We start from the raw sequence: 11340 nt of genomic DNA, 5'->3' as shown, positions 1-11340 counted from the left end.
AGATAGCGGCGGAACTCCCAGGCGACGAAGCCGTGACTGTCCAGCCGCACCGATGATGAGATCGGGTATTCGGGCAGAGAAGAGGTATCAACCGGGATTAGTGCAGCGGAGGCATTCATGCGACATCCCCCCTGCCTGATCCGTCGACCAGCCGCGCAACCGAATTGTAGCAATCCAGAGTATAGGCCGTAGCTAACAGCCACCCTCGCGCCTCGGGCCAACCATCGCCGCTCATCACCGATGGCCCATGATGCGCCGCCCATTGAAACGCGTCGAGACGGTCAGCAAACTGCAGCCACAGCCGGTCGGAAACAGTCAAGCCAGCGCTGCCATCCATACCGGCCGCACCGGACCAGAGACGGCGGCGCTCGACCTCTTCGGCAACCTCCAACCATTCAGCCAATCCCGGCGTGGAATCTTTGGCGGGCGCAGGTACGTCGCCCACCGCAGTCTCGCCATCGTCATGGATCAGCGCGTGGCACAACAGGGATACTGAAGGCGACGGATGCAGCGCGATCAGGATCCGCGCGACCCGTGCGCTGTGCCCGTCGATCCGATCGCCTGTGGTGGCCAGATTGGGATTGGTATGCCAGCGCAGAACACAGCCCGCACGAAAGATCGCCTTGAGGTCCATCATCATACGCTCCCATATCCAAGCTCAGCACCGGCACAGAGGGCGCTTTCCAATCGCGCACAGGCCACGTCGAACCACTTGCGTTCCAGCTCAATTCCCACCGCCCGCCGGCCGAGTGCGGCAGCGGCCAACAGCGTCGATCCCGAACCCGCGAAAGGATCGAGAACCAGACCGCCCGGCAGGCAGGAATTGGCGATGTAGTGCTGCATCAGCGCGACCGGCTTTTCCGTCTTGTGGCCGGACGTGCGCGCGGCATTCAGGGTGAACAGCTGCTTTGATCCGCAATCGGCGATGCCCTGCGGTGCCGCGAGACCCTTGAACAGATACAGCGTGAACTCACAGTTTTTCATGTACCAGCGGTTGCGCGTGGCGCGGATCTTGTCCCAGACTAGCAGGTTGTGAAACGCGAACCCGGCGCCGGTGAACGCGGCATGGGCAGCCCAGACGTTCTTGTCGTTGGCCATGATGTAACAATCGGCATCGTCAGCGCAGGCCCGGAAGATCGGCCCGCCCATGTGATGCCAGGGCACGCTCGGCATCAGATCGCCGCTGTTGTCATAGACATCCTGCGAGAACAGCCCGCCCATCACTTCGGTGGCATTGCCGCCCGAGGTCAGCGGATAGGGCGGATCGCTGACCACGCAATCGGCGCGCAGCCGCCCCAGCTCGGGCAGCACTTCCCGCATATCGCCGAGATACAGCGTGACATCGCCAATGACGGCATGATCGACGATGCCGCCCATCAGACCATCCCCCGCGGAACAGCCCGAACCGGAGTGCGCTCGCGCATCACCACCTCAAGCGCTTGTTTGCGGCTATAGCGCGCCCGGGTCACCAGCAGCTTTACATCTGCGGCCTGCGCGTCCGTCAGCCCCTGCGCCGCCAAACTGTCCTTCTGGACCTTGACCATTGCCCAGCGGCAAAAGGTCTGCAGCGGATCTCGCCCGATCTTGGTTTCCCGAGAAATCGCCTCAAGACACTCACCCGCTGCGGCCATCGCGATGATCCGCTTTTGGACATCCAGCGGTATTTTCATACGACGGCTCATTCCGCGCCCTGCCCCAAAGACACACGCGCCACGGCCACGACCGCACCCCGGTCCTTGCGGGCGTTCGTCACGTTGCCCAAGCTGATGCCGCGAATATCGGGAACCCCCTGCGCCAAGCGCTCACAGAATGCGTCGTGCTCCAATCCCAGCATGTCGAAAATCGCGCGGCATTCCCGCCCTTGCAGCCAGCTCAAAGCCCGCTCGCGTTCAAACTGGCGCTTACGCCCCTTGAGGTCAGTGCGCCCGGTCATCGTGTTGACCGGGCTTGCCACATGCAGCTCGGCCAGTACCCGCGCGCACCACAATCGACGGCAGGCGACGGGATCGATGTCGCTGTCGTCATAGACCGGGCGCGCAGAAGCAGCGGAGAGCAGAACGGGATAATGGGTTGTCATTTCGCCCCCTTGACGCGACGGAAAAACTTTTCCCTCTGTTGCTTGAACCGGGCGGCCCTGTGGAAATCCTCGTAACTTGAGGCCCGCGCATAGGTCGCGCGAAACCGCCGGTCATAATACCGGGCCGCCATCCGCCAGCAGGCCAGTCGGATCAGCCGCAATCTGTGCCAGGGAGCGAGAACAACGAACTCGGGAGTATCGTCACGCCGATGGCGCGTCATGGCGCCCCACCATAAATCAGGTCCAGAACCGCCTCACCTCCGGCCATCATCAGCACCGGGAGGTAATACCGGAACGATGGCGCATTATCTGTGCTCAACCAGTTGCGCACCGTCTTCGGGTGCACAGGCCGGTCCTCAGTTGTCAGTTGCCCGGCGACCAGTGCGGCCAGATCGGCCTCGGATCGTGCCTCGGGAAACGCACGCCACAACAGCGCGGCGAACATGCGGCGCTGCTCATCTTCCGCGACGATAGTTTTTTTCATCTGTCGCGATTTTGGATAAGACTTTTCCACTCTCGATGCTCCATGCTTGACCTGTGAGGGATCGTTTGGAGCAACAAAGGAAAGGAGATGGGGTGCGGCGGTCATGCTGCTCCCCGTTTCTGTTCGGGCGGGTTTGCCGCCATAAAGGCGCGAAGTCGGTCAACAGATGCCATAGTCGGACTGGACGCGCGGGTCTTCCAACCCGCCCATTGACCCCATCCCGCTCCGATGGCATCGCGCAGGACCTTCTGCGGCAGTTTGTCGACAGAGGCCGCATAGGCCTCGATTTCGCGGATCAGGTTTTCCATGGCCGCTATATAGGGGATATTAATCCCCCATCGTCAAGGGAATATTGTCCCTATTTCAGCAATCAGAGGGAAGGGATACTTTTCCCCTCATGACAACCACATTTCGCGAAGCATTTATGGCCGCACTTGCGGCAACGAAAATTCCGGTCCGTAGGATCGCGAGTGATAGCGGCGTTTCCTACGAACAATTGAAGAAGTTCTCTCAAGGAAAAACCGAATCAACGAACGCTGATGATGCGATACGCATCGCCCGGGCCTTTGGCGTCTCGATGGAACAGTTTCTACGCGGTGAACTCGATCCCTCGAGGCAATCTGCCATTGCCGTTGTCGGACATGTGGGTGCAGGCGCGCGCGTTCCACTGAACGATAGTTACTCGAAGGGTGATGGTCACTATCATGTCGCCTGCCCGCCTCAGCTTACGCCAAAAGGGCTGGCTTGCGTAGAAATCTGCGGCAGCTCAATGGAACCCGCTTACCTTGATGGCGATCTGCTATTTTACTCCCGACCCGCCATGGGTGTGCCGTCCGAGGCCGTGGGTGCCAGGTGCATCGTCGAAGATGCCGACGGCATGGCATGGGTCAAATTTGTACGCCGCCGAGACGGTCAACCCGAAGGGCTGTTCGATCTGGTCAGCTTTCATGCCGACCATCCACCGATGTATGACTGCGCTCTGCATTGGGCCGCGCCGATCTTGATGCACCAGCAAAAGGCTTTTGCTGAACGCATCGAGCCGCCGGTCGATTGAACCGACGCGCTTGCCAGACGACTTTTCCCCAACCTATGGTCAGTTATGAAAATTCGGAAGGCAAAGAAATGATCAACGCACTGGTCGGATTCGCTAAATTCTTCCTTGTGGTCCAAGTGATCGTAGGAGGATCACTGTTTGTCGGCCTGGCCTTGATCCTGAGCTTCACAGGCACTGTCACCATGTGGCAGATGCTCGCCATGGCGGGCGGCGGAGTTGGACTGCTGGCGACTGCTGGTTTCGCTGCCGTCCTGTTCCAGATCAGCGATCGCCTTGCGCAACTGATCGCTCAGGGCAGTACAGGACGCCAGTCACCTGCCACAATCACACATACCCCGCGCCGCGAACCTTCGCTGCGAGCGGACCGAGCCTAAATCAGCAGAATCCGGCGAAATTTATCGATCACGACCTGATCAAATAGATCGTCCAGCCAGTTCAAACGCATCTGGCGGCTATACACCCCGTCTGTCACACCGTCCCGCCGCTTCTCTGCAAACTCACGTACGACCCTCCGCAGGTATTACCGCTCCCCTAACAATTCTCCTATGGGCAGTTAGGCTTTACGCCGGTTACTTGGTGAGGCCTGCAACCTGCACAAGTGCAAATTACCACGTGATTCGCGTGGCTGCCGATCTGCATAGGGGAAAATAGTCCCTAAATAGATTGACAGGGATTAATTTCCCCATCATGAATGTTCTCCATCACCCGATGGAGAGACGACATGAACATTCTCACCCCGATCCATGCGGCCAGTCTTGTCGAACAGAACATCGCCGAGGCGATCGCGGATGACATAGGCGATCTGGTCGACAAGACGGCGCCCGCCTTCAATAGCAGCCGCGCGCAGCTTCTCGGCCGCACGATCTGCTCCCTGATCGCCCGCCTCCACGCTCTCGACCGCCCGGCGACCGAACAACTGCTGTTGTCCTATCTCGACCTGATCGCGCCGCAATCCTGCCTGACCCACGAAACCCTGACACAGGCGTTCGATGGCGCACTGGATGATCTCGCCCGCGCCGAAGCCCGCAAAGCCGCCGGAGATCCCGCATGACACATCCGCTTGATCACTGCCCCGCCGGTCGCGCCGCCCACGCTTTTCGGTCCATGCCCCAAAGCCACTTCGATCGCGAAGCCACGGCCCGCAGCCGTCGCGCGCTTCTGAGCGGCATGATGATCGCAATCGCCCTGTTGCTCGCCTTCGTCGCCGGAACCTTCGCCAGCCGCGCCATCGCTCAGGCAGCCCATGACGCAATTTGGGTCGAGCCCTTCCATGGCTGACCCGGCCATTCAGTTGCCACACGCCCGGAGGCACTTCCTCCCGCCCCGGGCGCACCTGCGGGCGGCACACCCCTGCCGCCCGCCTTTTAACACCGCGCACCGGGCATCCCGCCCAACGCGCCAAGGGGCGCCCACCGCTCACGAACCAACCCCCGGGCGCCCCGCAATCCTTCGAAAGGACCAACAGTGAACAGCCCCATGATCCACGATCCCTACAAGATGCGCACGGTCGAACAGATTCTCGCGCTGTTTGACGGTGGCGACTTTCTTGAAAAACTTCTGGCCGATCACCGGCAGCTGCAGATCGATCTGATGGACCACCGCGCCGAACACGGCGGAAAGACCGAAGGGTCTATGACGATCAAGATCCACTATGCGCTCGGCAAGCAGGGTGACGTTGCCATGGGCGCTCAGGCTGATTTCAAATCGCCCAAAAAGCCGCCCAGCAGCGCCGCAGCCTTCATCAACGAGAACGGCGATCTGACCCTCTACAGCCCACTGCTGGCCCGCATGCAGCACCCGGTTCGCGACACCGCCGAATCCGCGCACGACCCCGAAACCGGCGAAGTGCGCGACGCCATCTGATCCACCACGACCGCGAAGAAGGAACCCTCGCATGAAAGACGACAATCTCATCATCGGACCGATGGAAAACCCCGGCCAGACCGTCCAGAAACTGATGACCGAACTGGGCACGGTCGACTTGGTGCCCGATCTCACCGTTGGCGAGATCGACACACCGTGGCTGGTGTCCGTTCCCGAAGGCCGCAAGGTCGAAAACCTGACCAGCCTGCGCATTGCCGCCGCTGAATACTTTGCGCCCCAGCGTCGCCGGGGCACCGCGCGCCTTGCCGATCTGCAAAGCCTGATTGATTGGGCCAACCGGTTCAAAGGCGAAAACTCCGCACTCTACGCCAATCCCGACATGGAACGCCCGACGCTGGAATGCATCGCTGACTACCACGCCGAAGGCCCGACAGTGCCATTCGGCAACGACACCACCGCACGCCATTGCGCCCATCGGGGCCGCTATGCCTTTCCGCTGTCGAAGGAATGGAAGCGCTGGATGGCTGTGTCTGGCAAGCCGCTCGACAAGGACGAATTGGGCGAGTTCATCGAAGCCAACGCCAAGGATGTAATGGATCCGACCCCGGCCCTGCTGAAGCTGGAAGACGCCGACAGCAATCAGCCGTGGGAAACCCGCCTGATCCAGACCGCCCGTCACATCGAAGGGCGCTACGGCCAGCTGGGCCAGCTGCTGGCGATGTCACGCCAGTTTCAGGTCTACGAAACCAGCAACCTTGCCGTGACCAGCAACCGCGACACCGGCGAATCCTCGATCCAGTTCCTGAACGAACACAACGACAAGGACGGCGCGCCGATCAAGATCCCCAATCTGATCATCATCGGCATTCCCGTGTTCGAGAATGGGGCCGCATACCGGATGCCGGTTCGGTTTCGCTATCGCAAGTCCGGCAGCGCCGTGAAGTTCATCATGTCGATTTACAGCCCCGAAAAAGCGTTCGACGCCGCCTTCGACGAAGCGCTGACCACCGCGCGCGATGGAACCGAACTTCCACTGTTCCTCGGCCAACCCGAAACCAACACCTGACCTGCAGTCTCTTTCTGGTCCCTGCACGCAGGGGCCAGCGACAGACCGCAGGAGGAAATATGTCGACCAACAACGCCACGCCCTGGGCCAAGACCGGCCTTTACCGCGCCCACACGCCAACCGGATGGGCCGTATACTGCAAAGCCTATGGCTTCGCCCGACCAGCCACAGCCGATGAGGCAAAGAGCCAAGAGGCCCGCGATGACTGACATCACCCCCAAAATGAAACACGCCGCCGCCCTGCGCGAGTTGCGCATGCGCCGCAAGGTCTATCCCCGACAGGTCAAGGCACGGCGGATGAAACAGGCCGACGCCGATCACGAGATCGCCGTGATGCAGGCCATCGCGGAAGATTACGCCGAACGGGATCTGCTGGGCGGGACAGACTGATGCTTGACGCAACCCAACCCACGATCATCGACAGCTTCGCCGGTGGCGGCGGAGCAAGCACCGGCATTGCGTATAACAGTCTGGACCGGAGGGACTGACCTTGGCAGCACCTGTTTTCACCGAGGCGGAATTGCGAAGGGCCATGAAGGTCGCTGCCGAATTCGGTGCGTCCGTCGAAGTTGTGCCACGCAAGGGCACGATCAGGATCATTGCGCAAAGCGGGTTTGTCGCCGTACCGTCGCCGGACACGACCGGAGATGAGGAACAATGCGACGCAGCGTTCGGAATGGGTGGGTGAAAATGCGCGGGCTGATGCCAATCGCCGGGCGGACCGGCGAAACCTATTGGTATCTGCGCCGCAAGGGCCAACCGCTTGTCCGGATGCCCGACCTGCCGCACGATCACCCCGACTTCATCGCCGCCTATCAGGCCGCGCGGTCCGAGGATGAACCCGCAGCATTGCGCCTGCCGCTGGGCAGCATTGCCGGGCTGATCGAGGCTGCAGGCAGATCGGATCGGTTCGCCGCACGTAGCGCCGTTTACCGCGCGACCCTGCGCCGCCACTTCGACGCAATCCGTTCAGAGGTTGGCAATGCCCCGGCAAAGGGCCTGCGCGATCGTCACATCAAGGCCAACTTGGGGAAAGCGAAGTCACCGACCGACCGGCTGAAGGCATGGCGCTTTCTGGGGGCGTTCGGGACGGATGCGGGGCTGTTGTCAGTAGATCCATCTCAGGGCGTGGCGGCCCCAGCCAAGGCGCGCAGCGACGGACACCCGCCCTGGACGCTCGATGAAATCGATACCTACCGCGCGCGCTGGAGAATCGGCACGTCGAAACGGCTGGCCTTTGAATTGCTGTTGTGGGGCGGGATGCGAATCGGAGACGCCGTGAATATCGGTCCCGGCATGGTGGACCGCTCTGGCGTTCTGGTGTTTCGCCAATCCAAAACCGGCGATCCGGCGTATGTGCCCTGGTCCTGCGCCCTGCCGGATTATGCGGCAGCCATGGAAGCCGATCGGGACCAGTTGCACGCCGCGATTGCCGCAGCGCCATCGAGACATATGACATTTCTGGCGACAGCCGGTGGGGCAACCCGATCGTCAAAGGCCCTTGGAACCATGATCCGCACATCAGCGCGCGATGCAGGCATTGAGAAAAGCGCGCACGGCCTGCGCAAGTCTCGGGCCGTCCTGCTGGCCGACGCGGGCGGGACACCCCACCAGATCGGCGCATGGACCGGGCACAAATCTCTCAAGGAAATCGAACATTACACCCTCGGCGCAGACCGTCGCCGCGCCGTCATGGGAACGGGTGCCGAACACAGCGGTGCAAAACATCGCGCTCTAAAGTGCAAAGCAGAAAATAACTGACGGAAAAGCAGTTACTTAGTGGGGGGAATGGTGCGCTGGGGAGGATTCGAACCCCCGACCCCTTGATTCGTAGTCAAGTACTCTATCCAACTGAGCTACCAGCGCGCGATTGGGGCGGATGTAACTCCGGGAACGGGTGAGCGCAAGGGGTGAATCTTGCCTTCTTGTCACGCGGTGTCTTCGAGGGTCACCAGCGTCTTGGGCAGGACCAGTGCGAATTCGGTTCCGGCGCCGTCCGTTTCGACAAGTTCCAGCCGCCCGCCATGGCCACGGATCAATTCGGCGGCAATGGTCAGACCCAAACCCGTGCCGCCCTTGCGGGTGCCGCCCTGAAACGCGGTGAACAGATGTTCGCGCGCCTTGGGAGGCAGACCCGGGCCGGTGTCGCGAACCGACAGTCGCCATGCGGACTCTGTCTCGGCTGCATGGATGAATATCTCGCCCGGTTTACCGCTTGCCGTGATCGCCTGCCGCGCATTGCGGATCAGGTTCGACAATACACGGTGCAACTGTTCTCCATCGGCCCGGATCAGCATGCCTGCCGGAACATCTTCGGCAAAGGAAATGTCATAGTCACCGCTGGCCAGCCGCTCGCCGTCAACCACATCGTTGACGATGGGCGCAAGCGCCACGCGGGTCAGAGCCGGGGGCGGTTCGGACGCCTTGCCAAAGGCCAGAGTCGATTCGCACAGGTTGACCGCGCGGGTGATCGAATTGACCAGCTTGGGTGCCATACGCCGCACGGTGGGATCGTCGCTGGACCCAAGGCGGTCGGTGAACAGTTGAGCCGTGGTTAATATGTTGCGCAGATCGTGACTGACCTTGGCCACTGCGCCACCCAGTTGCGCCAGCCGGTCTTTTTGCCGCAACGCGCCGGTCAGCTGGGTTTGCATCGACTGCAGCGCTTCTTCGGCCTCACGCAGTTCGCGCACTCCGGCGCTTGGCTCGATGATCCGGCGGGCGTCTTCGGGCGCTGTGGCATAGCTCGACATTGCCGCGACCACGCCTTTGATCGGTTTGACCAGAAACCGGCGTACCGCCAGAAACAACAGCAATGCGGTAAAGCCAGAAATCACCGCCGACATGGCAAGGATGCGCAAGCCGTAATCGACCATCGCGGCGCGCAGCGGCCCGGTCGGCATCGTGATCTCGATCTGCAACCCGCCTTCGCGCACCGGCGCACCGATGACCCGGATCACCCGATCATCGCGCATGAAAAGCGTCTTCAGCGCATCGCTGATCAGCGTCCAGGCAGGTGCGGCGCGCAAATCATATGTGGCATCGACCAGTGCGGGCATCGGCGACGACAATATCAACTGGCGGACCTGATTGCGCAGCAGCACGACGTTCAGCACTTCTGCGTTCTCAAGCAGTTCTGCTTCGAGCTTATCGTCGATCATGTCGTTGGCCAACAGCACCAGCGATGCGATCTGCGCCCGCTCGAGCCGCGACAACAGGTAGTCCTCGCGGAACCGCGCGATGGAGGGCACAAAAATCAGGATCTCGGCCAGCATGACGAAGACGACCGTCAGAATCAGGAACCGGCCCGATAGGGAATTCAGCACATCAAGCTCTCCGTATTCCCATTCCCATTACCAAATACCGGGCGCATTGCACAGCCATGGGTCAATCCCACTGTCCGACCTTCACGCCCCTCATCACGGCAGGTACTTCTGTACCAGCCTGACAATTGTCTTGACCTTGGGACTATCGAACAGCTTGGGCGTGAAATAAGTTCCCGCTGCACGCTTATTGATTTCGGCCAGCGTGGGATAAGGCAGTACGGTATTGGCAATCGCTGTCATCTTCTGGCGGTTCGCGATGGCCATGGCCCACATCCCGATCAGCTCACCCGCATGGGCGCCCGCGATTCCGACCCCGACCGGACGCCCCCCGGCCACCATCACCTTTATCAGGCCGGTGGTTTTTCCCTCCGCGATGGCGCGGTCGTTCTCGGCATAGGGAAACCGCACAGTGGTCAGGCTGTCGCCGAATTTCTCGGCTGCCTGCGCCTCGGTCAGGCCGACCTGTGACAGCTCTGGATCGGTATAGGTGGCCCAGGGAATGTGGCGCGACGTCGCCTTGCTCCACCACAGTCCAAGAACCGCCGAGCGCACGACAATCCCGGCATGATAACTTGCGACATGGGTGAATTGCAGACCACCGGCGCAATCACCCACCGCAAAGACGCGTTTGTTGGTGGTCGAGCGCAGGGTGTCACCCACCGTGATCGCCCGGTCATGGGCCACATTGCCCTTGGTCAGGTCCAGTTTATCCAGATTCACCTTGCGCCCTACCGCGATCAAAAGGTGCGTTCCGGTGAATGTTCCGTTCGTTGTCTCTACTGTAATACTGCCATCGCTGCCGCTGATCTTTTCGGCTTTGGCGCCTTCGGCAATCTCGATCCCTTCACCGCGCAGATTTTCCAGAACGATTGCTGCCAGCTCCGGGTCGTCCTTGCCCATGGCCCGGTCGCCCTCGATCACGGTCACAGCGCACCCCAGCCGCCGGTGCGCCTGCGCCATTTCCATGCCGATGGGGCCGCCACCGATGATCAGCAGATGATCGGGCCGCTCACGCAGGTCGAAAATGGTTTCATTGGTATAGTGCGGCACAGAGTCGAGCCCCGGTATCGGCGGTACCAGCGGCGAAGACCCGGTGGCGATCACAAACCGGCGCGCGGTGATCACGGTATCGCCTGCCTGCACCTCGGATGGCGAAATGAACCGGGCATAGTCGCGGATCACGGTACAGCCCAGCGACTCGAACCGTTCCTGACTGTCGACCGGGGCGATCGTCTCGATCACCGATTGAACGTGGTCCTTGGCCGCAGCGAAATCCACCGTGACCTGCACCGGAGGCACACCGAAACCGCCCTTGAACACCTGATGCGCCTGTTTCCCCGCCGCGATCAGCGCCTTGGAGGGCACGCAGCCATAGTTCAGGCAATCGCCGCCCATCTTGTGCCCTTCGATCAGGACAACACGCGCGCCCATCTGGACCGCGCCCGCCGCCACCGACAGCCCGCCCGATCCGGCACCAATCACGCAAATATCTGTCTTGATCCTGTTCAT

At 61.2% G+C, this 11340-nt stretch carries 19 protein-coding genes and 1 tRNA gene; 10 read left to right on the top strand and 10 right to left on the bottom strand.

Annotation, left to right across the window (positions count from 1 at the left end; translation table 11 throughout):
• Nucleotides 1–115: 115 nt before the first annotated feature.
• Genes FQ320_RS18550 through FQ320_RS18520 form a run of 7 tightly spaced genes read right to left on the bottom strand, consistent with a single transcriptional unit; the run spans nucleotide 116 to nucleotide 2869 of the window.
• Nucleotides 116–637, bottom strand: a complete 522-nt coding sequence (locus FQ320_RS18550) for a hypothetical protein (RefSeq protein ID WP_148474829.1) — start codon at nucleotides 635–637, stop codon at nucleotides 116–118.
• Nucleotides 637–1377, bottom strand: a complete 741-nt coding sequence (locus FQ320_RS18545) for a DNA methyltransferase (RefSeq protein WP_148474828.1) — start codon at nucleotides 1375–1377, stop codon at nucleotides 637–639. Before FQ320_RS18545 ends, FQ320_RS18550 begins: the two co-directional genes overlap by 1 nt.
• Nucleotides 1377–1670, bottom strand: coding sequence for a hypothetical protein (locus FQ320_RS18540; RefSeq protein WP_148474827.1), 294 nt, complete (start codon nucleotides 1668–1670; stop codon nucleotides 1377–1379). Before FQ320_RS18540 ends, FQ320_RS18545 begins: the two co-directional genes overlap by 1 nt.
• Nucleotides 1671–1678: 8 nt before the next feature.
• Complete coding sequence (locus FQ320_RS18535; protein WP_148474826.1) at nucleotides 1679–2077, bottom strand: hypothetical protein; 399 nt, start codon at nucleotides 2075–2077, stop codon at nucleotides 1679–1681.
• Nucleotides 2074–2298, bottom strand: a complete 225-nt coding sequence (locus FQ320_RS18530) for a hypothetical protein (RefSeq protein WP_148474825.1) — start codon at nucleotides 2296–2298, stop codon at nucleotides 2074–2076. Before FQ320_RS18530 ends, FQ320_RS18535 begins: the two co-directional genes overlap by 4 nt.
• Nucleotides 2295–2666, bottom strand: coding sequence for a hypothetical protein (locus FQ320_RS18525; RefSeq protein ID WP_255509594.1), 372 nt, complete (start codon nucleotides 2664–2666; stop codon nucleotides 2295–2297). Before FQ320_RS18525 ends, FQ320_RS18530 begins: the two co-directional genes overlap by 4 nt.
• Nucleotides 2663–2869, bottom strand: a complete 207-nt coding sequence (locus FQ320_RS18520) for a hypothetical protein (RefSeq protein ID WP_148474824.1) — start codon at nucleotides 2867–2869, stop codon at nucleotides 2663–2665. Before FQ320_RS18520 ends, FQ320_RS18525 begins: the two co-directional genes overlap by 4 nt.
• Nucleotides 2870–2958: 89 nt before the next feature.
• On the opposite strand from FQ320_RS18520, the gene FQ320_RS18515 reads away from it, so the two are divergent.
• From FQ320_RS18515 to FQ320_RS18475, 10 genes are all read left to right on the top strand, one after another.
• The gene (locus FQ320_RS18515) at nucleotides 2959–3615 is read left to right on the top strand and encodes a S24 family peptidase (RefSeq protein ID WP_148474823.1); all 657 of its coding nucleotides are present in this window, start codon (nucleotides 2959–2961) and stop codon (nucleotides 3613–3615) included.
• A 68-nt stretch (nucleotides 3616–3683) separates the two neighbouring features.
• A complete protein-coding gene (locus FQ320_RS18510; RefSeq protein WP_148474822.1) occupies nucleotides 3684–3989 on the top strand; it encodes a hypothetical protein in 306 nt (101 codons plus the stop codon).
• Nucleotides 3990–4336: 347 nt separating this feature from the next.
• Complete coding sequence (locus FQ320_RS18505; RefSeq protein WP_148474821.1) at nucleotides 4337–4666, top strand: hypothetical protein; 330 nt, start codon at nucleotides 4337–4339, stop codon at nucleotides 4664–4666.
• Nucleotides 4663–4893 (top strand): hypothetical protein, encoded by a 231-nt coding sequence (locus tag FQ320_RS18500; protein WP_148474820.1) that lies wholly within the window; start codon nucleotides 4663–4665, stop codon nucleotides 4891–4893. Before FQ320_RS18505 ends, FQ320_RS18500 begins: the two co-directional genes overlap by 4 nt.
• A gap of 186 nt (nucleotides 4894–5079) precedes the next feature.
• A complete protein-coding gene (locus tag FQ320_RS18495) occupies nucleotides 5080–5478 on the top strand; it encodes a hypothetical protein (protein ID WP_148474819.1) in 399 nt (132 codons plus the stop codon).
• A gap of 31 nt (nucleotides 5479–5509) precedes the next feature.
• A complete protein-coding gene (locus FQ320_RS18490) occupies nucleotides 5510–6505 on the top strand; it encodes a DUF2303 family protein (RefSeq protein ID WP_148474818.1) in 996 nt (331 codons plus the stop codon).
• Nucleotides 6506–6564: 59 nt separating this feature from the next.
• Nucleotides 6565–6714: a hypothetical protein gene (locus tag FQ320_RS25790; RefSeq protein WP_187393965.1), complete on the top strand. Its 150-nt coding sequence runs from the start codon at nucleotides 6565–6567 to the stop codon at nucleotides 6712–6714.
• Nucleotides 6707–6895, top strand: a complete 189-nt coding sequence (locus tag FQ320_RS18485; protein WP_148474817.1) for a hypothetical protein — start codon at nucleotides 6707–6709, stop codon at nucleotides 6893–6895. The genes FQ320_RS25790 and FQ320_RS18485 overlap by 8 nt, the downstream gene beginning before the upstream one ends.
• 100 nt (nucleotides 6896–6995) lie before the next feature.
• A complete protein-coding gene (locus tag FQ320_RS18480; RefSeq protein ID WP_148474816.1) occupies nucleotides 6996–7193 on the top strand; it encodes a hypothetical protein in 198 nt (65 codons plus the stop codon).
• A gap of 2 nt (nucleotides 7194–7195) precedes the next feature.
• Entirely contained in the window at nucleotides 7196–8266 is a 1071-nt protein-coding gene (locus tag FQ320_RS18475; protein ID WP_255509596.1) for a tyrosine-type recombinase/integrase, read from the top strand.
• A gap of 28 nt (nucleotides 8267–8294) precedes the next feature.
• Here FQ320_RS18475 and FQ320_RS18470 read toward each other — a convergent pair.
• From FQ320_RS18470 to FQ320_RS18460, 3 genes are all read right to left on the bottom strand, one after another.
• Nucleotides 8295–8371 (bottom strand) — tRNA-Arg (locus tag FQ320_RS18470).
• A gap of 62 nt (nucleotides 8372–8433) precedes the next feature.
• A complete protein-coding gene (locus FQ320_RS18465) occupies nucleotides 8434–9831 on the bottom strand; it encodes a HAMP domain-containing sensor histidine kinase (RefSeq protein ID WP_148474814.1) in 1398 nt (465 codons plus the stop codon).
• Between the two features lie 93 nt (nucleotides 9832–9924).
• Nucleotides 9925–11340 carry an NAD(P)/FAD-dependent oxidoreductase gene (locus FQ320_RS18460; RefSeq protein WP_148474813.1) on the bottom strand — a complete coding sequence of 472 codons (1416 nt, stop codon included), beginning with the start codon at nucleotides 11338–11340 and terminating at the stop codon, nucleotides 9925–9927.

The organism is Oceaniovalibus sp. ACAM 378 (assembly GCF_008085915.1).
GTDB lineage: Bacteria > Pseudomonadota > Alphaproteobacteria > Rhodobacterales > Rhodobacteraceae > Oceaniglobus.
This window is presented reverse-complemented; position numbering and strand designations above follow the sequence as displayed.

What these genes read in the sequence shown, in the direction of transcription:
- FQ320_RS18515 (WP_148474823.1), top strand. Translation starts at nt 2,959, where the DNA reads ATGACAACCACATTTCGCGAAGCATTTATGGCCGCACTTGCGGCAACG.
- FQ320_RS18530 (WP_148474825.1), bottom strand. Translation starts at nt 2,298, where the DNA reads ATGACGCGCCATCGGCGTGACGATACTCCCGAGTTCGTTGTTCTCGCT.
- FQ320_RS25790 (WP_187393965.1), top strand. Translation starts at nt 6,565, where the DNA reads ATGTCGACCAACAACGCCACGCCCTGGGCCAAGACCGGCCTTTACCGC.
- FQ320_RS18460 (WP_148474813.1), bottom strand. Translation starts at nt 11,340, where the DNA reads ATGAACAGGATCAAGACAGATATTTGCGTGATTGGTGCCGGATCGGGC.
- FQ320_RS18510 (WP_148474822.1), top strand. Translation starts at nt 3,684, where the DNA reads ATGATCAACGCACTGGTCGGATTCGCTAAATTCTTCCTTGTGGTCCAA.
- FQ320_RS18525 (WP_255509594.1), bottom strand. Translation starts at nt 2,666, where the DNA reads ATGACCGCCGCACCCCATCTCCTTTCCTTTGTTGCTCCAAACGATCCC.
- FQ320_RS18475 (WP_255509596.1), top strand. Translation starts at nt 7,196, where the DNA reads ATGCGCGGGCTGATGCCAATCGCCGGGCGGACCGGCGAAACCTATTGG.
- FQ320_RS18550 (WP_148474829.1), bottom strand. Translation starts at nt 637, where the DNA reads ATGATGGACCTCAAGGCGATCTTTCGTGCGGGCTGTGTTCTGCGCTGG.
- FQ320_RS18505 (WP_148474821.1), top strand. Translation starts at nt 4,337, where the DNA reads ATGAACATTCTCACCCCGATCCATGCGGCCAGTCTTGTCGAACAGAAC.
- FQ320_RS18500 (WP_148474820.1), top strand. Translation starts at nt 4,663, where the DNA reads ATGACACATCCGCTTGATCACTGCCCCGCCGGTCGCGCCGCCCACGCT.
- FQ320_RS18540 (WP_148474827.1), bottom strand. Translation starts at nt 1,670, where the DNA reads ATGAAAATACCGCTGGATGTCCAAAAGCGGATCATCGCGATGGCCGCA.
- FQ320_RS18520 (WP_148474824.1), bottom strand. Translation starts at nt 2,869, where the DNA reads ATGGAAAACCTGATCCGCGAAATCGAGGCCTATGCGGCCTCTGTCGAC.
- FQ320_RS18490 (WP_148474818.1), top strand. Translation starts at nt 5,510, where the DNA reads ATGAAAGACGACAATCTCATCATCGGACCGATGGAAAACCCCGGCCAG.
- FQ320_RS18485 (WP_148474817.1), top strand. Translation starts at nt 6,707, where the DNA reads ATGACTGACATCACCCCCAAAATGAAACACGCCGCCGCCCTGCGCGAG.
- FQ320_RS18545 (WP_148474828.1), bottom strand. Translation starts at nt 1,377, where the DNA reads ATGGGCGGCATCGTCGATCATGCCGTCATTGGCGATGTCACGCTGTAT.
- FQ320_RS18535 (WP_148474826.1), bottom strand. Translation starts at nt 2,077, where the DNA reads ATGACAACCCATTATCCCGTTCTGCTCTCCGCTGCTTCTGCGCGCCCG.